Raw genomic sequence first — 23,254 nt, forward strand, 5'->3', positions numbered from 1 at the left:
CCCTTATGCATTTGAAGTAGCTTTTTGTTCACTAGATTTATTTTGTTGAACAGGTTGTGCTGCTGTACCTGGTTTAGCACCTGCTTGTGGTGCAGCCGCTTGAGGCTGATACGGTTTAGCAACCACAGCTTGTTCTGGTTTTACTTTGGCAATACCATCAACAATCACTTTATCGCCAGTATTTAGGCCTTGAGTGACAATCCAATCTTTACCTTGAACACCTACAGTTGTTACAGGACGGCTTTCGACTACACCTTTAGCATTTACAATCATCGCGATTGCTTGGCCAGTTGGGGTCCGTGTAATTGCTGCTTGCGGAACTAAGTAAGCATTTGGAATTACGCCTTGTACGATCTGCGCATTGGCAAACATACCTGGCAATAATAAATGATTAGGATTTGAGAAGACTGCACGTAAAGTTACAGAACCTGTGCTTGGGTCTACACTTGCATCAGAAAATGCAAGGTTTCCTTCCACACTGTAGAAGCTACCATCTTCAAGTTTTAAACGAACTTTGGTGTTATTGCTACGATCAATACTACCTTGACTTAACTGTTGACGTAGACGTAATAACTCAGCACTTGATTGGCTGATGTCTACATAAATTGGGTCAAGTTGCTGAATTGTAACCAAAGCATTGGCTTGGTTTGCAGTCACCAAAGCACCGGCAGTAACTGAAGAACGACCAGATTGACCTGAAATAGGTGAACGAACAGTCGAATAACCTAGGTCAATTTGTGCATTTTTAACAGAAGCATTTGACGCTGCAATATCTGCTTCAGCAAGTTTGATTTGTGCAAGCAAATCATCAAATTCTTGCTTAGAAACAGCATTGATGCCGACAAGTTGACGATAACGATTTGCTTTAACCTGCAAGGCATTTAAGTTTGCTTGCTGACGTACTAAAGCTGCTTTTGCACTGTCTAAGTTTGCACGATTGATGCTCGAGTCAATCTCATAAAGAGGTTGGCCTTCACGAACAAAACTACCTTCCGTAAACAAACGTTTTAAAATCACACCATTTGTTTGTGGGCGAACATCAGAGATTTGATACGCTGAAGTACGACCCGAAAGTTCAACAGTTTGTTCTACGCTTTGTGGCTGAGCAACAATGACACCAACTTCAGTCGGCGGCATTTTTTGGGCAGCACCACCAGCTTGTTGTGCTGATTTAGGATCTTTGCTGCAGCCTACAAGTGCAATACTTGTTGCGAGAGCACAAGCAGTAAGGGCAGGAGCCCAAAGCTTTGCCGACATCATTATTCCACCTCGTTTAGATTCTTATCTAAAAATAATTTGTTCTGTCTTAACGTTTCTCGTGACAGTATGAGCCATAAAATTGCAGCCCATATGACACCTATACTCCATCCAGTGAGTACATCAGTTGGGAAATGTGCCCCTAGATAAATTCTAGAGCCCCCCATGCTTAGAAACCATAAAAAGCCCCCCAAGCTAATCCATTTAACTTGGCGATGCTTTTGAAATATAAACATAATCGAACAGCATACAATCGCTGCATAAATACTGTGAGCACTAGGAAATGAAGCACCATAGGTTTGCACCATTTGGTAGATTTCATCGGGTCTAGGGCGATTGACCAGATATTTGAGTATCCAACCAATTGCCGCAGCACCGAGCAGTCCAATACTGATCATCAGCACATTTGCATATTGTTTTAGGCGTATGAAATATAAATTACATAGCCCTGCAATCACGATCATTGACGGTAAGCCGCCCAGATAGGATAGGGTGAGTGCTAGACCATTTAAGACCTCTAAACGGTGTGAACTCATCCATACAACGCTTGAAAAATCAAACTGTTGTACCTGGTTAATGTTTAAACCAACATTCCCAATAAGTAAACCTATACAGCCAATAAGGAGCAATACGTAAGGCATAAGTTAACCTAGAGTATATAATTGCGTACGTTAAGTTTATTTAATCAACCGAAGTGTACTAGCCAGTACACTTTTTTTCAAGTGAGTAAATTTAGGTAATTTATACTAATTTCTTTTTGTGAAATATTTAACAATTTGCACAAAAAATAACAAAAATCCTAGTGATTTAGTTTGCTTTGTGAGTTTGCCTCATCTTCAAGTTGTAAGGGTTGTTTTGGCGGCCAGAAGAAATCTAGAGGACGGGTAGAAAAATGGGTAAATATAAGTTTTGCCAATGGTTTCCATTGTGAAAAACGAACTTGTCTGGCTCTGAGTGCCACAATAATGGTAAGCGTGAAGCTGACAAATAAGTTGGTCAAACCAATACACAACACGCCAAGGAAAGACACAATGATGAGGCCAATATCAGGTGAACCATTGATGGTCATTAAGCCTTGAATAAAGTTGGCAGCAGCAAACGCAATATGGCGAATATCTAAAGGTAAACCTAAAATAAAACCAATGGTTCCCATACTTCCAAGCATGATCCCAAAGATAAAATTACCCGCTAAAGCGCCTAAGTTTCGCTCGATATAGTCTGCAAACTTGTCCAGTCGAGCCTGTCCCATCATTTTTTTCAATTTTATGTGAGCTTTTAAGCGAGGCCCGACTTTTCGATAGACTGACATATTGTCAAAATATCCAGCGATTAATCCCGATAAAAATAAACAAACACCTGCAATTGCTGCATGTGGAATTGCCAATGAGGTAAATGGATTTAGGCTGGCAAGTAAGGTTGTGGCTTTAGCATGCGTCAAAAGTGGTTCATGCATTGACAGTTGCCATAGATAGGTAATTAAGGCGGCAGTTGGAATCGCAATCGAAATATTTCCCAGAATTGCAATAAACTGAGTCCGAATAATATTAATAATCAATCCGGCAAGTTCAGCAATTTGTGCCGTTTTTGAACCTTTTTGGTGCTGAACTGTTGATGCAAGTGCGGCCGCCGTCATCGCAGGCTGTTTGGTTGCTACAGTAAAGTGCAAAACATGGATCAAGATAAAACCCAATGAGTAATTCATACTGTAGAGAAAGGCATGCAAAAATGGCGCAAGGACTAAACGTGCAGTCAGTATTTTCAGGGTTGCCATGGTTGCAATAATCGCACCTGCACCTGCAGCTGCTTTATACATACCAAAGAAACCTTTCTTATCGGTACTTACATAATGTTCGCCTGTCTTACTGGCATTTTCAGTGACTTGTAGTGCGATTAACTCACTGTTGGTTTTAAGCAAATCACGCACACTGGTTTCACTATAGTGTGCATTGACTAAGTCAGTGAGCAATTCACCGCAGAGCTGATAACGAATCTGATCATCTTCGACCAGAAGATTGAGTAAGAGTTCGATTCGATCAATACATTGTTCTAGTAGTGAGAGTAAATAGGTCAGACTTAAGCTCACTCCAATCCGTTTGATTGCTCGACGGATTTTCTGTACCACATCACGACATTGTTCAATCATGACCAATGCTTGGTCTGCATCGGGAGGAATACCCACAGCAAACTCATCTTCATCGCGATGCTGCTTTTTATACGCTTCTATAAACTCAACAATTTCACGGTTTTGAACTAAAAAAGGCGATTCATATTCTTGAAGTTCGGGGTAGGCATTGATAAATTCAGGATATAAGCCAATACCGCTGATTCGATAGGAAAGCACAGTAATGGCTTTGACAATATCGCGTTTAATTCCCAATTTATCGTTTTTATAACGATGACCTTGATTGAGTAATCGGAACAATTGTTCCCATTTCTTTTCACTGATATTTTCCAGCCAATATTTATCACTACGTTGGTGAAACACTTTGCCAACCAAATCTTTGAGATCTGATTCGTCTGTCAATAAAGGTAGAAAATGTGCACCAATCCGTTGCCCAAGCTGATTCCAAAAGCCGTCTAAAGATAAAATCCCACTATCTGCATACAATCCTGCTTGTTTATAGTGATTGACCAGCTTGAGTAAATAACCTTGAAATGCGGAAGATGCATTGGGTGTAGTGAGCAGTGCTTGAATTAAAGCATCAAATTTATTTTGACTTTCTTCTAAATTGTGGCTGTCACTGGGTCTGATACGATTGATTAACTCAATTAATATATCAGGATTGGGAACAACTTTTATGCCGTCAAGTTGTTCCTGCATAAGGAGGAAAAGATCATTAAATTGTATATGCATAAGCCTTGTTAAATTTTATTGAATTCGATGTAAGGCAAGTTGCGCTAAATTATACAATGCCTGGCGATACTCAGATTCAGGCAAATGATTCAAAGCTTGAATCGCAGCTTGAGTTTCTTCTGTGGCACGGCGACTACAATAATCTAAAGCACCTGAGCTCTGAACAATTTCAATCACACGATTTAAATCACTTGTCCCACCAGTTGCGATACTTTTACGGATAATTTCGTGCTCTTCACCCTGAGTATTTGCTAAGGCAGAGATTAAAGGTAAAGTGGGTTTACCTTCCATTAAATCATCACCAATATTTTTACCTAATGTTTCAGCATCAGAGGTATAGTCTAAAATATCATCAATAATTTGAAAGGCATTGCCAAAATGACCTGCAAATAAACGTAATGGTTCACGATACTCAGGTTTTCCTGCAATGATGGCAGCACCTTCAGTTGCAAGTTCAAATAAACGAGAAGTTTTACCGTGAATAATATCTAAATAAGTTTGTTCAGTTGTTTCGGGTTGGTGCTGTGCTTGAAGCTGTAATACTTCACCTTCGGCAATTTCACAAGTGCCCGTCGAAAAGTCTTTGAGCAAGATCATATTGTCGAGATCAACCAGAAGATCAAAAGCTCGAGAAATCAGAAAATCACCCACCAACACCGCAGTTTGGTTGTTCCAAGTTGCGTTCGCAGTTGGACGACCACGACGTAAACCAGATTCATCTACAACATCATCATGTACCAATGTTGCGGTATGCAGCATTTCAATGATTGCTGCCAGTTTACGATAAGGGTCCATCTGTAGATCTGTTGCACCACATGCTTTTGCTGCAAGTAGGCACATGATTGGACGCATGCGTTTACCGCCAGCTTCAACAACATGTTTACTGACGGCCATCACTAAAGCAACTTTTGAGGTAATCCCTTCATTAATAAACTTGTCCATTGCAGCAAAGTCGGTTGCAACTGGAGCGAGAATATCTTGCTTAAAGTCGATGGTCATCGGGTGGGAGCCTCATGCAAATGCGTTATAAGTTGCTAGTGTAACAATTAACATGTCTGAATGTTGCTTTTGCAAGCAGACATCGTGCCTGAATCTTAATGATTTGTTCTTTCTTTGTCCAAAGATGAATAAAGCATTGAACATTCAATCGATCATTCTTTTGAGCTACATAGTAGCGGATTTGTTTTAAAAATCTATTTCAATTTTAGCTGTATCTTAAAAAAAAATTCATATTATCAAAGGGGAAATCTTAAAAAAACCATTATATGTAGATTATTTTCTATACAATGATAATATTTGCTGGAAATGACTTGTTGTTTAATTCATTATCACTTAAAATCTTTGCCCTTGAATAACCCCCAGTGGCGTTCGTCTTAAGATCGATATATTCCTTTATCGGCACGACGACACGGGTAAGTTGGAGTACATTATGTACGCAGTAATCCAAAGCGGTGGTAAACAGCACCGTGTTGTTGAGGGTGAAACCCTTAAAGTAGAATTGTTGAAAGCTGAAACTGGCGCGACTATTACATTTGATGATGTATTAATGGTTGTGAATGGCGAAAGCATTCAAATCGGTGCTCCAGTTGTAGCTGGCGCAAAAGTAACTGCAGAAGTGGTTGGTCACGGTCGTCATGACAAAATTCGTATTGTTAAAATGCGTCGTCGTAAGCACTACCGTAAACAACAAGGTCACCGTCAATGGTTTACCGAGTTGAAAATTACTACGATCGCAGGTTAATCACTAGGAGTATATAGACATGGCAACTAAAAAAGCCGGTGGTTCGACCAAAAACGGTCGTGATTCGAATCCTAAAATGTTAGGTGTTAAAATGTACGGTGGTCAAGCTGTGACTGCTGGTAACATTATCGTTCGTCAACGTGGTACAGAATTCCACGCTGGTACAAATGTTGGTATGGGTCGTGACCATACTTTATTTGCTACTGCTGACGGCGTAATCAAATTTGAAGTGAAAGGTCAATTTGGCCGTCGCTATGTATCTGTTGAAGCGTAAGCTTTAAGAGTGCAAAAAAGCCCGCTTTATTGCGGGTTTTTTTATCAGTTTTTTTTAGCATTAAAGAAAAAACCATCTTCATCATGATGAATAATTTTCAACATATTGCACCAATAACAATACAAAACTTCTTATTTTCTCAATTATTACTGACTCAATTTGGTTTAAGATAAGCAATCTAATAAATTACATTCTGTGCCAAATATTATTTGAATATTTTAATTGAGGTACAGACATAGAAAAGGTGAACATATGAATATGCTTCGTAAAACGATGGGTGCAGTGGCTATAAGTGCAGCGCTGTTTGCACCTGTAATGAGCACAACAGTTTTTGCAGCAACTGCTGCTTCGGAGCAACAAGCAACCGCAAATCTGGTTAAACAACTTAGTGGTGTAAAAAGCTTTACTGCAAATTTTGAGCAAACCACAAAAGCGACTCAAACAGGTAAAGTTGCACAGAAAAAGGGTTTAACCGCTCAGCATATGAATCAAACCTTTAAAGGTACAATGAAGGTTGAACGTCCTGGTAAATTCTATTGGGAAACCACTACACCCGCAAAACAGACTATTGTGACCGCAGGTCGTACAGTGTGGATTTACGATCCTGACTTACAGCAGGCTGTACGCCAAAGTTTAGATGAGCAGGTTGCCAATACACCAGCATTACTACTCAGTGGTAATACAGAACAAATTCAAAAGGCTTATCGTATTACTCAGCCAAATGCAGGTAAAACTTACTATACCTTGTATCCAAAACAAAAAGATGGTGCTTTCCAAAGTTTGACGATCAGTTTTGGGGCGAAAAATGCACCGACTTTAATGATCTTGCAAGATTCTTTGGGTCAAACAACCACTGTGCGTTTTAACAATGTACAGGTCAATGCCGCTATCCCTGCGTCTACCTTTAATTTTGTGCCGCCTAAAGGCACAGACATTATTGATCAATAAACGACTTTGATTGAATAGAAGAGCAACCGTAAGGTTGCTTTTTTATGCCGATTAAACAGAACACAGCAATAGACTCAGTCATGTTGATCAGGCGAAGGATGGATGTCTTTCAAGGAATACGGTAGCTTTCAATACAAGAGTATTCTATGCTCAAACAAGGGCTTGAATATAAAAACTGAGATGCTGTATGTATCGCAAAACACAATTGAAACTCAAACATTACCCAAAGATGACTGCGCAAAAGTCATTTTTGAATGTTTTGAGACAAAAGTTAATCAGCATGATTGGGCGATTTTTAAGACGTCATCGTCGTGATAAAGAAGTCAATCTTTATCACAAAAAGCTTTACCAGCCAGTTGAAGAAATTATCACAACCACCTTAAAAATATCAGGAATTATCCCACCACATTTAAATGGTTTATTGCTAAGAATTGGCTCAAATCCGATTAAGGTAGAAAAGCCTACATTATTTGAGTGGTATCTTGGTCATGGAATGATTCATGCGCTTAAATTACAAGCGGGTAAAGCAATCTGGTTTAAAAGCAGTATGCTGTCCACAGATACGGTGCAGCAATATAAACAACAACCAGCAATAGGCGGCTTTCGCCGTGGTGCACATGATGTTGTAAATACCAATATTTTTAAGCATGCGGGAAAGCTTTGGGCGGTGATTGAAGCTGGTGCGTTTCCGATCTGCTTAGATGATGAGTTAAATGCAGAACGTTATCAGTTGTTTAATAGTGATGCTGATTTACCGTTTACTGCACATCCTCGTAAAGATATTAAAACAGGGCACTTACATGCGATTAGTTATGATGCTTTAGATCGTAAAAATGCCTATTACCAAGTGATTGATCAGCATGGCGATTTAATTCATGTGACGCAAATTTTATTACAGCATGGTCCCATGATTCATGATTGTCTCATTACACAACAAGAAGTTTTGGTTTTTGATTTTCCGCTTACTTTTTCAATGACTCGATTATTGCATGGTGCAAGTGTTCCCTATCAATGGAATAAACAGCATCCAGCACGCATTGGGATATTGCCTAAATATGCAAATGCTGAACAGATTCAGTGGATTGAGCTTGAACCGTGTTTTGTTTTTCATGCAGCAAATGCTTTTCGTGATCATGAAAATACAATTATTTTAGATGTTTTGGTACATCAGGACGATTTTGAACATTCCCAACACGCAGCTTATGAATTGCAACATGCACAGTTAGAACGTTGGCGCATTGATTTAAGCTTACAAACGCTACATAGAACTGTACTCGACTCTCGAATTCAAGAATTTCCGAAAATTGATGCGCGTTTTACTGGGGTTGCATATCGCTATTTATACACGTTGGGTTTTGCTGAAACTGCATTGTTCAATTGTTTATATATTTATGATTTAGAAATGCAAACATCTGTGAGTTATGATTTTGGTACGCAGTGGGCAATTGGTGAAGTCACTTTTGTGGCTGAGCATGAACACAGTGCAGAAGGGCAGGGTTATTTGATGGCCTATTTACATCATGTGGAGGGAGAAGCGGCCAAAGCTGTTATTTTAAAAGTAAATGGACTAGAAATAGCTGAGCAGGCTGAAATTGATTTGGGCGTACATATACCACTGGGGTTTCATTGTAATTGGGTTGAGAGCGATGCAAATGTGGATTTCTATCAAAATAATGATGTTGGCGTTAATTTGAATAAAAGAGTTAGCACATCGGCTTAAACAACAAAATTTCAATAATTAACAATTATGAATATTAATTTAAAGGTTCTGGTTTTATGATAGGGCTATTACTAAATATGCTTTAAAGATATAGAAATGAAAGTAAATTTTAAAAGTGGTCTGATTTTTTTATCTCTTTTATCCAGCATGCTCATGGTTAGCGCATGCCAAGAAAAGCCAGCACCTCAAGCAGAACAAGCTGCAACAGCAACTCAACACGCAGAAATACCGCTGATTCAAGCCAAAGTTGAACGCGTCAATGTGGTAAAAAAACAGTTTTGTGATGAAGATGGTTGTACGCAATATGATTTGCAAACTGTTAAAAGTAATGTGCCTTGGCTAGATGAGTATTTTCTAAATCGTATTAAAAAAGATGTCCCAGGCGCATTTGAGAAAGATCAAAATCATGCTCAAGCTGAAAGTGAAGCGCAATCTTCACCTAAAGGTTTAAATCAAAATTCAATTTATGTTCGTTTTATTTCACAACAAAATAATTTAGCCACTTTTGTGATCCAGACTTATACCTATGCAGCAGGTGCTGCTCATGGGATGTATCACAATGAATATGTGACATTCGATCTAAGCACGCAAAAGCGCCTCGCTCTAACTGATATTTTAAAACCAAACGTCGAAGCAAAAGTTGCTGAACAGCTTTATGATGCCAATGCGAATTGGTTGATTCAAAAAGATATTACGCGTGATAAATTGCAGTTAAGCGATAACTATTATTATGGTGTAAATGGTCTGGTTTTTGTTTATCCATTATATGAACTTACCTCTTATGCAGAAGGTATGCCTGAGTTAAAGCTGCCGTATCAAGTGGCAAAAGATTTGATTAAAGCTGAGTATTTACCAAGTCTACCTCAAGTCGAAGCGACTGTAGAAAAACCTGTTACACCTTAATTGTCTTCAAATCATACAATTCATGTATGTCTAATGCTCTGTCACTGTATTTTTTACAGTGAAGAGCTTACACTATAGTCAGTTTTTTTCTTACCCTTTAGATTGACTATGATCGACCCGAAATTAATCAGAAATAATATCGAGGCTGTAAACTTAGCCTTAGCCAAACGTGGTGTACAACTCAACGTTGAAGAATGGGCATCACTAGAAGCTCGCCGTAAAGAAATTCAGTCTAGAACTGAAAACTTACAGGCAGAGCGTAATTCGGGTGCGAAACAAGTTGGTCAAATCAAAAAATCTGGTGGCGATGCTTCAGAAATCATGGCACGTATGGGTGCGATTGGTGATGAGATTAAAGCCGCTGAAGTTGAATTGAATGAACTTCAAGCTGAATTAGAAGCAAAATTGCTCTCGATCCCAAACATGCCACATGAGTCTGTACCAGAAGGGAAAGATGAAAGTGATAATGTTGAAGTTTTAAAGTGGGGCACGCCACGTCAATTTGATTTCGAAATCAAAGACCATACTGACCTTGGCGAAATGATGGGTGGGTTGGAGTTTGAAACTGCAACCAAGTTAACGGGCACACGTTTCAGCGTATTGAAAGGTCCATTGGCGCGTTTACAACGTGCATTGACCCAGTTCATGCTGGATACCCATACCTTGAAAAATGGTTATACCGAAGCTTATGTCCCTTATCTTGTCAATGCAGACTCATTGCGTGGTACAGGTCAACTACCTAAATTTGAAGAAGATTTGTTTAAATTACAAGGCGAAAAAGAATACTATTTGATTCCAACCGCTGAAGTTCCAGTGACGAACTTTGTCCGTAATGAAATCATTGATGCTGACCGTTTACCGTTGAAATATGCTGCGCATACGCCATGTTTCCGTAGTGAGGCAGGTTCTTATGGTCGTGATACGCGTGGTTTGATCCGTCAACACCAATTCGACAAAGTTGAAATGGTTCAAATCGTAAAACCTGAAGACTCAATGGATGCTTTGGAAGCATTGACAGGTCATGCGGAAGGAATCTTACAAGCTTTAGGCTTACCCTATCGTAAAATCGTTTTATGTGGTGGCGATATGGGCTTTGGTGCGTGCAAAACTTATGATTTAGAAGTTTGGGTGCCAAGCCAAGATACATATCGTGAGATTTCTTCATGTTCAAATATGGGTGATTTCCAAGCACGCCGTATGATGGCGCGTTATCGTGCAGACCAAAAGAAAACTGAGCTGGTACATACTTTGAATGGTTCTGGTTTGGCTGTCGGTCGTACTTTATTGGCTGTGATGGAAAACTACCAACGTGCCGATGGCTCTATTGAAGTGCCAGAAGTGTTACGCCCGTACATGGCTGGTGCAACATTTATCGACTAAATGTCGAAACTCGATATTTGGTTCAGTTTTGTGCATAAATATTGCTTAGTACAATCAGATTTGAACTTTTGAGGAACACTGTGGAAATTTTCCCAATTTCATTAAAACTACAAGGGCAACCTTGTCTGATTGTGGGTGGTGGGCATATTGCTTACCGCAAAGCAGTATTACTTGCAAAAGCAGGTGCAGTGATTCATGTGGTTGCACCTGATATAGAGCAAAATCTTTTAGATATAGTCCATTCAACCCATGGGCAATATCATGCAGATAAATTTGATCTTCAAATTAGCCTAAGTAGCTATCGTTTGGTGATTGCTGCAACCAATGATAAAGCTGTCAATCAAGCTGTTTTTGAAGCTTGTGAAGATCTAAATGTGTTAGTCAACAGTGTTGATGATCCTCCACATTGTCGCTTTATGGTGCCTGCGATCATTGATCGTTCACCACTGGTAGTTTCAATTGCCACCAACGGTGCCTCTCCTGTTTTATCTCGCCAGATTCGTACTCAGCTTGAAGCGTCTATTCCGCATGGAATGGGTAAACTTGCTGATTTTTCTGGAAAATGGCGTAAAGCTGTTAAAGAACAGATTACTAATCCTGATGAACGTCGAATCTTTTGGGAAGATTTATATGCCAGCCCTTTAAAAGAGCAGGTGTTTAATGACAATCTCATAGAGGCGGATCGTCTAATTGAACAAGCTTTAACAAAATGGCAAAAACCAAAAGGTGAAGTTTATTTGGTGGGTGCAGGACCAGGTGATCCAGAGCTGTTAACCTTAAAAGCTCTTAGACTGATGCAGCAAGCGGATGTGGTGATTTATGATCGTTTGGTGTCCCCCGCGATTTTAGAGTTGTGTCGCCGTGATGCTGAAAAAATCTATGTGGGTAAAGCACGTTCAAATCATTCTGTGCCACAAGATGGGATTAATGCATTACTGGTCAAATATGCCACCGAAGGCAAACGTGTTTGCCGTCTAAAAGGTGGTGATCCGTTTATTTTTGGTCGCGGTGGTGAAGAAATTCAAGAGCTTTTTGCAGCCAATATTACGTTCCAAGTTGTTCCAGGCATTACCGCCGCATCAGGGTGCTCAGCTTATGCTGGGATTCCGCTTACACATCGTGATTATGCACAAAGCGTCCGTTTTTTGACAGGACATTTAAAAGAAGGTTCACCTGAGTTACCTTGGAATGAGCTGGTTTATGAAAATCAGACATTGGTTTTATATATGGGCTTGGTGGGACTAGAAAAAATTTGTGAAAATCTAATATCACATGGTCAACGTCCAAATATGCCAGTGGCTTTGATTTCCAAAGGGACAACTCCTGATCAAAAGGTGGTGATTGGAACTTTGGCAGACATTGCATCAAAAGTGGAAGAAAACCATATTCAAGCGCCTACTTTAACTATTATTGGTGAAGTAGTGAGTTTACGCGAACAGTTACAGTGGCAATAATATCTGCCTAAATTTTTCTTTAAAAACAGACATGGTCTTTTTTAAAGGACTTAGGTTGTATTCTGATAAGTAGAGATCTCCCGTGATTCATGTTGTTTTATACGAGCCTGAAATTCCTGCAAATACAGGGAATATCATTCGTTTATGTGCCAATACAGGTGCACAATTACATTTAGTCAAGCCTCTAGGTTTTGAACTGGATGATAAAAAGTTGCGCCGTGCAGGATTGGATTATCATGAATGGGCACATATGAAAGTTTGGGAAAACTTTGCTGAATGTTTGGCACATTTAAAGGTGCAGGGAATTGATCTTGATGCGATTTATCCTTTAACCACCAAAGGTACTGAAACACCACATACTTCGAATTTAAACCGGCCTGTGGCTTTATTGATGGGGCCAGAAACACGTGGTTTACCAGAAGATGTTCGTATGATGTTCCCTCAGTCGCATTGGATTCGTTTACCTATGGCACCGAATTCACGTAGTCTGAATTTATCGAATGCCACCGCAGTAATTCTATATGAAGCATGGCGTCAACAAGGATTTAAAGAATTAAAATAAAAATCATAACCCATCGCATAGATGGGTTTTTACTCTTATTAATTTAGAATTTCCTTTTTGGAAGGAGCAATGTGGTTATGGTTGTATAAGCGATCTCATCCGATTGGGATTTGCCTTTAAAATCAGTAATCCGAATATTTATCTTAATTTTTTGCCCTTTCTTTGCTGTATATCGAATGTTTAAGAAGAAGCTATTCTCTATAACTGTTTCTAAATAGTGTTGACAACCCGTATCTGCTCGACCAGAAACCTGTGCTTTTTTTACAAGGCCTTTAAAAGAAATAAGGTACGTTTCACTTTTAAATCGGCCATCACCAAGTCTGTCAATAAGAAATGTATTTGTAGAGGTATTCTCTAAAAGCTTGACCACCAAATCACAAGAGTTTTCATAAGAAGCAAATGCACGATGGCTGCATAGTGTTAGGATAAATAGGAATAGTATTTTCATTATTTTTTCCCGTTTAACATGTTTTATTTATAAGATGTTAAGTGTATTGCATCAGGTAAAATTTTTAGCTGAGTGCACGATGACTTATAGCATTGGAATTGATGATTTATGCAAAAGTAATGAGTCTTTCATGCTTAAATTGTATCAAAGTGTCTTTGTACAAGGATCAAAGCGTGTATTGGACTGATTTCATAGCAGAGCTGACTAATTATTTATCGGGTCCTAAATAGGTCGCCGTTTCAGATTTCGGTATACCTTTATAATCTGTGATTAAGATATTTAGTTTAATTTTTTGTCCTTTTTTAAATTCAGAGCGATTCGGAAAATCTCTTAAATTTTCTTCTAAGACTTTGCCGATATAGTGTTGACAACCACTATCTGCTCGGCCAGCAGCTTGCGCTTTTTTTACAATACCTTTTATGTTGAGTGTTGTTTCCTCAACTTCACCTAAGCCATCTTTATTGATATATAGCGTACGTGTAGACGCGTTTTCTAAAAGTTTAACCTCTAAATCACAAGAATTTTCATAGGACGCAAAAGCGCTATGGCTGAGGATTGCTAGGATAAAGAGCAGTGGAATTTTCATTATTTTGTCCTCTTTGCTATGTTTTTATTCAAATGACGCTGAGCTGATATCATGCTTACAACATAGCGAGCTGAGTATAAGACATATTTAGAGTGTTGAGGTTTAGGCTTCCTGCAACAGTGCTGGCTCATTTTTTGCTTGAATTGCGTCAAATTGTTTTTGCGCACGAATGACATGTTGCACATTGCCTTCAGCCCAGAGCTTAAATGATAAAGCAGTTTGAGCAAACTCAAAGCCTAGAGAGGTTAATGCATATTCAACACGAATCACTTTGTTCTCATGAATTGTACGGGTGATAAATCCATCTCTTTCCAGAATTTTTAATTTCTGGGAAAGTACTTTAGGTGAGATGCCTGTTAAGTTTTTTTTCAGTTCATTAAAGTGTTGAGAGTGCTGATGAAGTCGATAAATAATCATCAAAACCCACTTATCTGCAAATTTTTCAAAAAAAGATCTTGCCGGGCAATTTGGATGAAAAATATTAAAATTGAATGCATTAGTCATCAATCTATACCTCAATTTGGAAAGTTATAACCAAGAAATGACCAGTTACCACGTAGTAACTAATTGATACTAGATTTCAAAAGTATATCATAAATTAATCAGGTCAATACAACTTCTGCTGATTGATAGCGTTGATCAACCCTTTTATATTTATGAGCGTGGTTTTAATGAAAATAACAGATGCGGTCGTTTTTATTACGGGTGCAAATCGTGGTCTAGGTTTAGCACTTGCCCAGCAAGCGATACAACGTGGTGCCAAGAAAGTTTATGCAGGAATGCGTAATCTTCAAGATTTTAATCAACAGGGTATTATTCCGATTGTTGTAGATGTCACAGATCCCGTATCTATTCAAAAAGCTGTTGCAGAATGTGGTGATGTCAATCTATTAATCAACAATGCAGGTATTGCACGCTTAAATGAAAGTCCTGTAGACGCAAATATTGCAGCAGTGACACGGACGGTTTTAGACACCAATCTTTATGGTGTGATCAATACGACTCAGCAATTCTCTCCAATTTTAGCAAGCCATGCTGAAAGTTATATCGTCAATATTTTATCAGATGTGTCTTGGGAACCCAGCACGATGTTAGCCAGTTATGCGATTTCTAAAGCGGCAGCATGGTCATTTACCAATTCAACTCGGCAATGGTTAGCAAAAGCCAATGTTCATGTGATGGGGGTACATGTTGGTTTTATCGACACAGATTTAACCCAATCACTCGATATTGCCAAAATTTCTCCACATACAGTGGCGCAACACGTATTTGATGGAATTCAACAAAATGCCTTTGAAGTGTTGGTTGGGGAATCTACCCAACAACTCAAACAAGGTCTAACTGCAACCCCTCCAAGTTATATCAAACATTAATATACCTATCATCTCAATCAGAGGACTTATCATGTCAAAAATCGCTGTTGTTTATCATTCAGGTTATGGCCATACCAAAGTCATTGCAGAAACTTTTGCCAATGAAATTCAGGCAACGCTCATCGAAGTGGATCAAGAGGGCAATATTCAAGATCAGGATTGGGATACTTTAGATACCGCAGATGCAATTGTATTTGGTGCGCCAACTTACATGGGCGGTGTGCCTTGGCAATTTAAAAAATTTGCAGATGCATCTTCTAAGCGTTGGTTTACTCGTGCATGGGCAGATAAAGTTTTCGGTGGTTTTACCAACAGTGCAAGTTTGAATGGTGATAAGCAAGTCACGTTGATTTCATTACATACCTTGGCTTCACAACATGGTGGTATTTGGGTCAGTCTTGGTTTGGCACCATCAAACACTAAAAGCGCTACACGTCAGGATGTGAACAGCTTAGGCGGTTCTGTCGGCTTATTGGTTCAATCACCTGCTGATGCCAGTACAGATGAGATTCCAAGCGGTGATTTAGAGACTGCAAAACAATATGCAAAACGAATCAAAGCGATTACTGAAAAATTTATTGCAGCATAATTGCAGTTGATATGATTAAAATAAGAAAGGCGCATAAAGCGCCTTTCTTATTTGATTACACCCGCAATAATCAATTATTCATGTTCATTGTGTTGTGGTGCAGGGTAGCGGAAACCACGAGTTTTATAGGCTAAATAGGCAACACCTAATACAGCCCATGCAAGCCCGAGTTTTAATGCCATTTCATCAATTTCTAACCACATCAAGAACACGCTGGCAAAACCAAGAGACGGAATCACCACATAATTGATGATTTCTTTCAGTGATTTTGTTCTGCCGTCACGTAAGGCGTAACGTGAAATCACAGAGAAATTCACAAAACTAAATGCAGTTAAAGCACCAAAGCTAATTAAGTTGACAATATGTTCAAGGTCAAGAAAACCCGCAGATAACGCAACAACACCGACAATCAAAATATTATAAGTCGGGGTATGTAATTTTGGACTAATATGACCAAAAATCTTTTTGTTAATGACGCCATCACGACCCATTACATACATCAAACGGGATACCCCAGCGTGTGCAGAAATACCAGAAGCCAGTACAGCAATGACCGCAAAATACAATACTAACTTTTTAAATGCGATGCCTGTAATTGCCGTTAGAATGGTAGCATTGCCAAGTGCTTCAAGCATCACAGGTTGAGATTCATCCAGCGGATTAAAGTAAAGATTGGCATTACTTGGGAAAAATAGCTGAATAAAATAGGTACTAAAAATAAAGATAATACCCGCGATCAACGCTGTAGAGAAAATTGCTTTTGGCAAGGTTTTTTCAGCATCTTTGGTTTCTTCTGCAAGGGATGATAACGCATCAAAACCTGTGAAAGAGAAACAAAGAATCGTTGCACCACCGATTAATGCACCAATTGCCGTCATTTCACTCCAGAATGGAGCAAGTGACCATAATTCAGCTTTATCTGGGTTTAAGGTGCCATCTGCGTAAATGCCCTGAGTTAACAGTAAGTAAACTTCATAAACAAAATAGAAGATGATCGCAAGTTGCACCACAACAATGGTACTGTTAAATCGAGCAACAAAACGTGAACCAAACAAGTTGATCACAGTCATAATTGCCGTCAGTGCAATGACCCAGATCCAGTTATTCACATCTGGGAATAAGGCTCTTAAGTAAATATCAGCCAAAATAATGTTGACGAGTGGAGATAATAAATAATCTAACCAAGAAGACCAGCCAACCATAAAGCCGACATTTGGGTGAATCGATTTTTGCGCATAGGTATAAGCAGACCCTGACGAAGGGTAGCGCTTGATCATATGACCATAACTGATAGAGGTCAGGAGAATGGCAACAAGCGCAAAAATATAAGAAGTTGGAACATGTCCATGGCTTCCGTCTGACACTAAACCAAAGGTATCAAATAAGGTAAGTGGCTGAATATACGCTAGACCAATAATGATAATATGCCACAGCACAAGATTTTTTTTCAGTTTTGCTGTGGATTGAGTCCCAGAGATATCTGTCAACGGCGTTATCCTCTTAATCGTTGATCAAGGATCAGTCATATTTATAAGGATCGTTTGAGACGAACGATCCCCCCTAAGAATAAAACAAAAGTGCGCCAATCTACTCTAAAAGGTCACATTTGTCAGTAACTTTGTTGGCTTTTTTAGCAGAAAACGTGCCATCTTGATCAAAAAATAAGTGACTGCCCATTCTGCAAGATAAAAGCCCGATGTTTAGATAAACATCAGGCTATTTACTATCGGGGGCTGTCAACATTTCATCTGTAGGCTACATCACTGCAAACATAGACTTAGTGCCAATAGCTCCCTCTATATTGTCGCAATTTTAGACAATTACCAAGCTTTTTCTAAGATTGACTTTAAATCTTTAAAGGTTGCTTCTTTCGGATTGAAAATAATTGAGCCGTCATTGAGTGCTTTTTCGGCAACTTCATCCAGCTGTGCTTGAGTAACTTTACCTGTTTCACTCAAGGTACGTGGAAGCTTAGTTAAATGATAGACACGATCACGCATGGTATTTAATGTCTCTATGGCCTTATCCGCACGCTGGTTTGCAGGGGTCTGTGCGTAAATATCAGCACCAGCAAGTGGCAATAATAGATCGGCAATCTTGTCACCATTCACTTCCTTGTTGTATTCCAAAACATAAGGAAGAAAGAGATTCATACATAAGCCATGAGGCAAATGCGCAACTGCACCTAAAGCATGACCAAGAGAATGCACAATACCAACCATCGAGTTAGAAAATGCAATGCCTGCCATTGTTGAGGCTTGAGCAAGTTCTAAGCGACCTGTTGCATCACTAGGATGGTCCAGTACATCAAATAAACTTGTACTGATTTTTTTGATGGCAGCAGTTGCATACGCATCGGAAATTGGATTGGCTGCGATACAGGTATAGGCTTCTACAGCATGTGTCATGGCATCCATCGCTGTCATTGCTGTCAGATGTGGTGGCAATGTTTGGGTCATACGTGGATCGAGAATCGCCGCATGTGGCATTAAGTAATTCGAGGCAAATGCCATTTTCACATTTTTTTGATTGTCAGATACGACCGCAGCCAAGGTTACTTCTGAGCCTGTACCAGACGTGGTAGGAATCACAAAAAAAGGTTTAAGTGGGCGAGGGAGGTTGTGTGCACCTGAATACTTAAGTAAATCATCGCCACCCTCGGAGACTAAAATATTGGCTGTTTTAGAGGTATCAATAACCGAACCGCCACCCACAGCAATAATCGCATCACAGTTATTTTCACGATACGCTTGTGCTGCGGCACGAACTGTTTCAAGGCTTGAATCAGGCGGAACATCATCAAAAATAATGCCAATTTCAATATCAGTAGATTCAAATGCAGCTTCAATAGGTGCTAAAAGGTGATTGGCACGTACACCTTTATCAGTGATGATCATTGGGCGTTTAGCGCCTAATGATGCAAGTTCGAAAGGAATATGTTCGAGTGCAGCATGACCAGCGATCACTTTTACAGGACAGAAAAATTCGTAATATGGTTTAGCCATGTGTTAAGCACTCCCTTTTAAATATGATTGGGCAACTTTAAGATAGATATTTGCAGCGCCCGCTAATTTTTCTTTTAAACTTAATTCTGATGGATATTCTTTTACCGCGAGTTCAGCAACCAGTTTAGGTAAAATTAATGCTTCCATTTTATTCAGACAACGCACTAAACGGATGGCATGTGCCACATCTCCATCTGCGATCATACGGTCATTTGCAAAAGCTTGAGCTGTACTTTCCTGAAATGAAAAGACTAAAAAAGCATGATGAACATGTTTGAAAATAATCGATAGATCAGGCTTAACATCTAAAGATTTAACCAGTTCAAGCTGCTTGTTTTGATTGACTCTGGCAATAAATGAAGCGCCGTTTGGAAAAACTTTCATTGATAATGTAAAACCAACAGGGAGTACAGATACTTCATGTTTAATTTCATCATCAACTTGACTCGCCATGACCAAACCTCTGCCAATCACATCCATCATGAGTTTGACATAGGCTTGTTCTAAAGCGGGTTTGATAGATTTACTTGAAATCACTCGTTAGTCCCTTATATAAAATTGTACTTTTGTTTTAGAGTAATTACTCTAATTTGTTTTCAGATAAAAATAAAGCGATTTATTTGTGAATGACTTCATGGTCATTTGATTTTTTGTCGATGACTTCAATATCACTAAAGTACCCACTCTGTTGAAAATACTCAATCACATCTTTTGATAGTTGCTTGTAATCAGGATAATTTTTAATCAAATCGCAGACACGGACCATTTCTAAACCTGCATAACCACATGGGTTAATGGTATGGAAGCCATCTAAGTTACAATCAATATTTAATGCTAACCCGTGATAACTACGTCCTCTACGGATTTTAAAGCCCAGTGAGCCAATTTTACGTTCGTTGACATACACACCTGGTGCATCAGCTTTGGCATAGGCATCGACATCATATTTCTTGAGCAGATTGATCATTAAGTTCTCTGCATAAGTGACCAATGTACGCACATTCCATTTCAAGCGATTCAAATCAAACATGAAATAAATCACCATTTGTCCAGGGCCATGCCAGGTAACTTGTCCACCACGATCTGATTGAACAACAGGGATATCACTGTGCATTAAAATATGTTCAGGTTTGCCTGCTTGCCCCTGAGTCAGTACGTCAGGATGTTGCAAGATCCAAAGCTGATCTGGAGAATTTTCATCACGTTGTTCAGTAAAAGATTTCATTTCCTGAAAACGCTCGGCATAAGGCGTTAAGTCTTGATATTGACGAATAATCAGATGTGGTTTTAGAACAGCATCGTTCACAGACAAGTGCCCTTAAAATATAGAAATCGCTTTAATTATAAAGAAATTTAGTTTGGAAAAGTGAAAGCAATTGCTGATCATTTGCAAATAAGCCAGCAGGGCATATTCCCCGATAAAATCAGGGTGCAAAAAAAACACGCCATTGTGGCGTGTTTTTTAATTCATTTCAGCATTACAAGGCAGTACGAATATGTTCGCAAGCAGCAAGGTCAGCATACAAGGCATGCACTTGCTCAAGCTCTTCAAAACGTAATTGAGCCGTAATCGAATGATATTTACCAGTACGTGATGGTTGTACAACAAGTGTCGCTTCATTAAATTCAGGGAAATGTTTTACCAAAATTTCAACTACAGCACCACGTAATTCTTCACCCGCATTACCAATCAATTTAATTGGGTAATCCATTGGAAAAACCCAAAGATCTTCTTGTAATTCGCGAGATGGAGTGCGGTCTAACATTTTTTCACCTCTAATTTATCAACAATGCCTGCATAAGTGCAGGCATTGTGTTTCTCTTAAATACTTAATGGGGTTACTCGATTGATTTTCAAGTCCCGAAAGTATTCATAGATTGAACAAATTCAACTTAGTCATTTTCAAGGAACGAACGTAAGTGTTCTGAACGCGAAGGATGACGAAGTTTACGTAAAGCTTTGGCTTCAATCTGACGAATACGTTCACGGGTTACATCAAACTGTTTACCTACTTCTTCCAAAGTATGGTCAGTCGGCATGTCGATACCAAAACGCATTTTTAAGACTTTCGCTTCACGTTCAGTTAAGTTTTCAAGTACTTCACGTGTTGCTTCTTTTAAGCCTTCTGAAGTCGCAGCATCTACTGGTGAAGTGATGTTGCTGTCTTCAATGAAATCACCAAGATGAGAATCTTCATCATCACCAATTGGCGTTTCCATAGAAATTGGCTCTTTAGCAATCTTAAGCACCTTACGAACTTTAACTTCGTCCATTTCTAGACGTTCACCTAATTCTTCAGGAGTCGGTTCACGACCCATTTCTTGAAGTAATTGGCGAGAGACACGGTTGATCTTGTTAATCGTTTCGATCATATGTACAGGGATACGAATCGTACGTGCTTGGTCTGCGATTGAACGGGTAATCGCCTGACGAATCCACCATGTTGCATAGGTCGAGAACTTATAACCACGACGGTATTCAAACTTGTCTACCGCTTTCATCAAACCAATGTTACCTTCTTGAATTAAATCTAAGAATTGTAAACCACGGTTTGTGTATTTTTTCGCAATTGAAATTACCAAACGTAAGTTGGCTTCAACCATTTCTTTCTTGGCACGGCGAGCTTTGGCTTCACCAATCGCCATACGTTTAGAAATGTCTTTAATTTCTTTTACGTTTAGATCAAGGTCTTTTTCAATATCAGCAATCTTTTGTTGGAATGCCAATACATCTGGACGAACTTTTTCTAAATAGCCTTTTAATTCAGCAGGTGCTTTTGCAATTTGTTCATCTAACCAAGCAGGATTTGATTCTTGACCCGGGAACGATGTACGGAACTGTGTACGATCCATACGACCACGACGAACTGCATAACGCATCACTTCACGTTCAGAGGTACGAATTTGTTCGTGCGTGCCACGAATCATTTCTGAAATGATGTCAAATAAACGCGGTGTAAATTTAAACATCATAAACACAGTTGCCAGTGCTTCCATTGCCTCAGTACCTTGAGTACTGTTACGGCCGTGTTGCGCAATTGCGACTTTTGCACTGTTCCAAACTGCTTCTAGCTCTTCAAAACGCGCTTTCGCAATTTCAGGATCTGGACCAGATTCACCTTCAGAATCGTCATCACTTTCAGACTCTTCTTCTTCGTCTTCATCATCCAACTTCACTTCTTTAGTCGGCTTTGCAGAAGTATCTTCTTCTTCAACGATAACTTCAGCTTCGTCTTCTAAAACTTCTGGAATCACTTCGTCAGATTCAGGATCTAAATAACCTGATAAAATATCGGCAAGGCGACGTTCACCAGTTTCATAATCTTTATATTCTTGTAAAACAACTTCTACAGCATTTGGCCAGTATGCAATTGAATGTAGAACGTCACGAATGCCTTCTTCAATACGTTTGGCAATACTAATTTCGCCTTCACGTGTTAAAAGTTCAACGGTACCCATTTCACGCATATACATACGTACTGGGTCAGTGGTACGACCTGGCTCATTTTCTACAGAGGCAAGTACTGCAGCAGCTTCTTCTTCTGCAACTTCATCGCCAGCTTCGCTATTCCCTTCGAACATTGCATCGTCAGTTTCAGGTGCACGTTCATGAACTGGAATACCAACGTCTTGAAGCATTTGGATAATGTCTTCAATCTGTTCGCTTTCGGTGATCGAGTCTGGGAGATGATCGTTAACCTCAGCGTAGGTTAAGTAACCTTGTTCTTTGCCTCGGCTAATAAGAGCCGCTACTTGGGAAGTAGGGGAATGCATTTCGCTCATCTTTACTCTCTTCTCGTTGAATCTGTGGCAATGAAAAACCGTGCGTAATCGCACAATCTGTTAAAATATATCTTTGAATAGCTCGCATATTCCATCGGAAGAAATCAGCATAAAACTGTCCGATAAAATATTCAGAATTTAAATTCAATCAAATAGGTGGGGGTGAAATTGTTATTTTCAAGATCATCCCGTGCGATTTCTATTCAGAAAATGTCATAAAATAGTAAGACGCAGGGTGGATTATATCATTACATAAAATAGGGCCCGAAAAAAGCCCAAATTCGCATTTAAATGTAAAAAAAACGGAAAAAACTTGACAAGTTTTCTGAAGACAGATAAATAGCGCCTAGACCCATTCACTTTTTTTCATTATGAGG

General features: G+C 39.3%; 23 protein-coding genes. 10 read left to right on the plus strand and 13 right to left on the minus strand.

The annotated features are described in order from the left end of the window. Positions 1 to 3: 3 nt before the first annotated feature. From MTO68_RS05030 to sdsA, 4 genes are all read right to left on the minus strand, one after another. Entirely contained in the window at positions 4 to 1,260 is a 1,257-nt protein-coding gene (locus tag MTO68_RS05030) for an efflux RND transporter periplasmic adaptor subunit (RefSeq protein WP_004819551.1), read from the minus strand. Further along, on the minus strand, positions 1,260 to 1,898 hold the full coding sequence (locus tag MTO68_RS05035) for a phosphatase PAP2 family protein (protein WP_244015306.1): 639 nt from the start codon (positions 1,896 to 1,898) through the stop codon (positions 1,260 to 1,262). The genes MTO68_RS05030 and MTO68_RS05035 overlap by 1 nt, the downstream gene beginning before the upstream one ends. 158 nt (positions 1,899 to 2,056) lie before the next feature. Beyond that, on the minus strand, positions 2,057 to 4,111 hold the full coding sequence (locus tag MTO68_RS05040) for a site-specific recombinase (RefSeq protein WP_171501831.1): 2,055 nt from the start codon (positions 4,109 to 4,111) through the stop codon (positions 2,057 to 2,059). A 15-nt stretch (positions 4,112 to 4,126) separates the two neighbouring features. After that, positions 4,127 to 5,110: an All-trans-nonaprenyl-diphosphate synthase gene (gene sdsA, locus MTO68_RS05045; RefSeq protein ID WP_244015307.1), complete on the minus strand. Its 984-nt coding sequence runs from the start codon at positions 5,108 to 5,110 to the stop codon at positions 4,127 to 4,129. Between the two features lie 430 nt (positions 5,111 to 5,540). On the opposite strand from sdsA, the gene rplU reads away from it, so the two are divergent. From rplU to MTO68_RS05085, 8 genes are all read left to right on the plus strand, one after another. Continuing rightward, the gene (rplU, locus tag MTO68_RS05050; RefSeq protein ID WP_004722561.1) at positions 5,541 to 5,852 is read left to right on the plus strand and encodes a 50S ribosomal protein L21; all 312 of its coding nucleotides are present in this window, start codon (positions 5,541 to 5,543) and stop codon (positions 5,850 to 5,852) included. Positions 5,853 to 5,871: 19 nt separating this feature from the next. Further along, positions 5,872 to 6,126 (plus strand): 50S ribosomal protein L27, encoded by a 255-nt coding sequence (rpmA, locus tag MTO68_RS05055; protein WP_004722560.1) that lies wholly within the window; start codon positions 5,872 to 5,874, stop codon positions 6,124 to 6,126. A gap of 252 nt (positions 6,127 to 6,378) precedes the next feature. Further along, positions 6,379 to 7,074: an outer membrane lipoprotein chaperone LolA gene (lolA, locus tag MTO68_RS05060; protein ID WP_004722558.1), complete on the plus strand. Its 696-nt coding sequence runs from the start codon at positions 6,379 to 6,381 to the stop codon at positions 7,072 to 7,074. 187 nt (positions 7,075 to 7,261) lie between these two features. Next, complete coding sequence (locus tag MTO68_RS05065) at positions 7,262 to 8,794, plus strand: carotenoid oxygenase family protein (protein ID WP_244015308.1); 1,533 nt, start codon at positions 7,262 to 7,264, stop codon at positions 8,792 to 8,794. 96 nt (positions 8,795 to 8,890) lie between these two features. Further along, positions 8,891 to 9,697, plus strand: a complete 807-nt coding sequence (locus MTO68_RS05070) for an RsiV family protein (protein WP_244015309.1) — start codon at positions 8,891 to 8,893, stop codon at positions 9,695 to 9,697. Positions 9,698 to 9,805: 108 nt separating this feature from the next. Then, on the plus strand, positions 9,806 to 11,077 hold the full coding sequence (gene serS, locus MTO68_RS05075) for a serine--tRNA ligase (RefSeq protein WP_004722550.1): 1,272 nt from the start codon (positions 9,806 to 9,808) through the stop codon (positions 11,075 to 11,077). Positions 11,078 to 11,157: 80 nt separating this feature from the next. Then, the gene (gene cysG / locus MTO68_RS05080; protein ID WP_244015310.1) at positions 11,158 to 12,531 is read left to right on the plus strand and encodes a siroheme synthase CysG; all 1,374 of its coding nucleotides are present in this window, start codon (positions 11,158 to 11,160) and stop codon (positions 12,529 to 12,531) included. An 82-nt stretch (positions 12,532 to 12,613) separates the two neighbouring features. Then, the gene (locus tag MTO68_RS05085; RefSeq protein ID WP_244015311.1) at positions 12,614 to 13,093 is read left to right on the plus strand and encodes a tRNA (cytidine(34)-2'-O)-methyltransferase; all 480 of its coding nucleotides are present in this window, start codon (positions 12,614 to 12,616) and stop codon (positions 13,091 to 13,093) included. A gap of 43 nt (positions 13,094 to 13,136) precedes the next feature. Here the strand turns inward: MTO68_RS05085 and MTO68_RS05090 are convergent, their stop codons facing one another. The 3 genes from MTO68_RS05090 to MTO68_RS05100 form a co-directional block, all read right to left on the minus strand. After that, on the minus strand, positions 13,137 to 13,541 hold the full coding sequence (locus MTO68_RS05090) for a hypothetical protein (RefSeq protein WP_244015312.1): 405 nt from the start codon (positions 13,539 to 13,541) through the stop codon (positions 13,137 to 13,139). Positions 13,542 to 13,749: 208 nt separating this feature from the next. After that, positions 13,750 to 14,127: a hypothetical protein gene (locus MTO68_RS05095; protein ID WP_244015313.1), complete on the minus strand. Its 378-nt coding sequence runs from the start codon at positions 14,125 to 14,127 to the stop codon at positions 13,750 to 13,752. A gap of 102 nt (positions 14,128 to 14,229) precedes the next feature. Then, on the minus strand, positions 14,230 to 14,631 hold the full coding sequence (locus MTO68_RS05100; protein WP_244015314.1) for a helix-turn-helix domain-containing protein: 402 nt from the start codon (positions 14,629 to 14,631) through the stop codon (positions 14,230 to 14,232). Between the two features lie 167 nt (positions 14,632 to 14,798). Between MTO68_RS05100 and MTO68_RS05105 the strand changes: the two genes are divergently transcribed. Beyond that, entirely contained in the window at positions 14,799 to 15,500 is a 702-nt protein-coding gene (locus tag MTO68_RS05105; RefSeq protein WP_171527379.1) for an SDR family NAD(P)-dependent oxidoreductase, read from the plus strand. A 31-nt stretch (positions 15,501 to 15,531) separates the two neighbouring features. Further along, positions 15,532 to 16,089: a flavodoxin family protein gene (locus MTO68_RS05110; RefSeq protein WP_244015315.1), complete on the plus strand. Its 558-nt coding sequence runs from the start codon at positions 15,532 to 15,534 to the stop codon at positions 16,087 to 16,089. A 74-nt stretch (positions 16,090 to 16,163) separates the two neighbouring features. Here MTO68_RS05110 and MTO68_RS05115 read toward each other — a convergent pair whose 3' ends face one another. The 6 genes from MTO68_RS05115 to rpoD form a co-directional block, all read right to left on the minus strand. After that, a complete protein-coding gene (locus MTO68_RS05115; RefSeq protein WP_004722537.1) occupies positions 16,164 to 17,576 on the minus strand; it encodes an APC family permease in 1,413 nt (470 codons plus the stop codon). Positions 17,577 to 17,909: 333 nt separating this feature from the next. Continuing rightward, positions 17,910 to 19,094, minus strand: a complete 1,185-nt coding sequence (locus MTO68_RS05120) for an iron-containing alcohol dehydrogenase (RefSeq protein WP_004722536.1) — start codon at positions 19,092 to 19,094, stop codon at positions 17,910 to 17,912. Positions 19,095 to 19,097: 3 nt separating this feature from the next. Then, positions 19,098 to 19,631, minus strand: coding sequence for a hypothetical protein (locus MTO68_RS05125; RefSeq protein WP_004819586.1), 534 nt, complete (start codon positions 19,629 to 19,631; stop codon positions 19,098 to 19,100). 79 nt (positions 19,632 to 19,710) lie between these two features. Further along, the gene (lipB, locus tag MTO68_RS05130) at positions 19,711 to 20,400 is read right to left on the minus strand and encodes a lipoyl(octanoyl) transferase LipB (protein ID WP_244015316.1); all 690 of its coding nucleotides are present in this window, start codon (positions 20,398 to 20,400) and stop codon (positions 19,711 to 19,713) included. A 172-nt stretch (positions 20,401 to 20,572) separates the two neighbouring features. Then, positions 20,573 to 20,860: a DUF493 domain-containing protein gene (locus MTO68_RS05135; protein WP_004722529.1), complete on the minus strand. Its 288-nt coding sequence runs from the start codon at positions 20,858 to 20,860 to the stop codon at positions 20,573 to 20,575. Between the two features lie 127 nt (positions 20,861 to 20,987). After that, positions 20,988 to 22,931, minus strand: a complete 1,944-nt coding sequence (gene rpoD / locus MTO68_RS05140; RefSeq protein ID WP_259191535.1) for an RNA polymerase sigma factor RpoD — start codon at positions 22,929 to 22,931, stop codon at positions 20,988 to 20,990. Positions 22,932 to 23,254: the final 323 nt, after the last annotated feature.

The sequence above is a fragment of the Acinetobacter sp. NyZ410 genome (genome assembly GCF_022828975.1).
GTDB classification, from domain to species: domain Bacteria; phylum Pseudomonadota; class Gammaproteobacteria; order Pseudomonadales; family Moraxellaceae; genus Acinetobacter; species Acinetobacter guillouiae.

What these genes read in the sequence shown, in the direction of transcription:
- sdsA (WP_244015307.1), bottom strand. Translation starts at nt 5,110, where the DNA reads ATGACCATCGACTTTAAGCAAGATATTCTCGCTCCAGTTGCAACCGAC.
- MTO68_RS05070 (WP_244015309.1), top strand. Translation starts at nt 8,891, where the DNA reads ATGAAAGTAAATTTTAAAAGTGGTCTGATTTTTTTATCTCTTTTATCC.
- MTO68_RS05110 (WP_244015315.1), top strand. Translation starts at nt 15,532, where the DNA reads ATGTCAAAAATCGCTGTTGTTTATCATTCAGGTTATGGCCATACCAAA.
- MTO68_RS05135 (WP_004722529.1), bottom strand. Translation starts at nt 20,860, where the DNA reads ATGTTAGACCGCACTCCATCTCGCGAATTACAAGAAGATCTTTGGGTT.
- MTO68_RS05095 (WP_244015313.1), bottom strand. Translation starts at nt 14,127, where the DNA reads ATGAAAATTCCACTGCTCTTTATCCTAGCAATCCTCAGCCATAGCGCT.
- MTO68_RS05040 (WP_171501831.1), bottom strand. Translation starts at nt 4,111, where the DNA reads ATGCATATACAATTTAATGATCTTTTCCTCCTTATGCAGGAACAACTT.
- MTO68_RS05100 (WP_244015314.1), bottom strand. Translation starts at nt 14,631, where the DNA reads ATGACTAATGCATTCAATTTTAATATTTTTCATCCAAATTGCCCGGCA.
- rplU (WP_004722561.1), top strand. Translation starts at nt 5,541, where the DNA reads ATGTACGCAGTAATCCAAAGCGGTGGTAAACAGCACCGTGTTGTTGAG.
- MTO68_RS05030 (WP_004819551.1), bottom strand. Translation starts at nt 1,260, where the DNA reads ATGATGTCGGCAAAGCTTTGGGCTCCTGCCCTTACTGCTTGTGCTCTC.
- MTO68_RS05120 (WP_004722536.1), bottom strand. Translation starts at nt 19,094, where the DNA reads ATGGCTAAACCATATTACGAATTTTTCTGTCCTGTAAAAGTGATCGCT.
- rpmA (WP_004722560.1), top strand. Translation starts at nt 5,872, where the DNA reads ATGGCAACTAAAAAAGCCGGTGGTTCGACCAAAAACGGTCGTGATTCG.
- lolA (WP_004722558.1), top strand. Translation starts at nt 6,379, where the DNA reads ATGAATATGCTTCGTAAAACGATGGGTGCAGTGGCTATAAGTGCAGCG.
- MTO68_RS05065 (WP_244015308.1), top strand. Translation starts at nt 7,262, where the DNA reads ATGTATCGCAAAACACAATTGAAACTCAAACATTACCCAAAGATGACT.
- MTO68_RS05105 (WP_171527379.1), top strand. Translation starts at nt 14,799, where the DNA reads ATGAAAATAACAGATGCGGTCGTTTTTATTACGGGTGCAAATCGTGGT.
- MTO68_RS05090 (WP_244015312.1), bottom strand. Translation starts at nt 13,541, where the DNA reads ATGAAAATACTATTCCTATTTATCCTAACACTATGCAGCCATCGTGCA.
- serS (WP_004722550.1), top strand. Translation starts at nt 9,806, where the DNA reads ATGATCGACCCGAAATTAATCAGAAATAATATCGAGGCTGTAAACTTA.
- MTO68_RS05035 (WP_244015306.1), bottom strand. Translation starts at nt 1,898, where the DNA reads ATGCCTTACGTATTGCTCCTTATTGGCTGTATAGGTTTACTTATTGGG.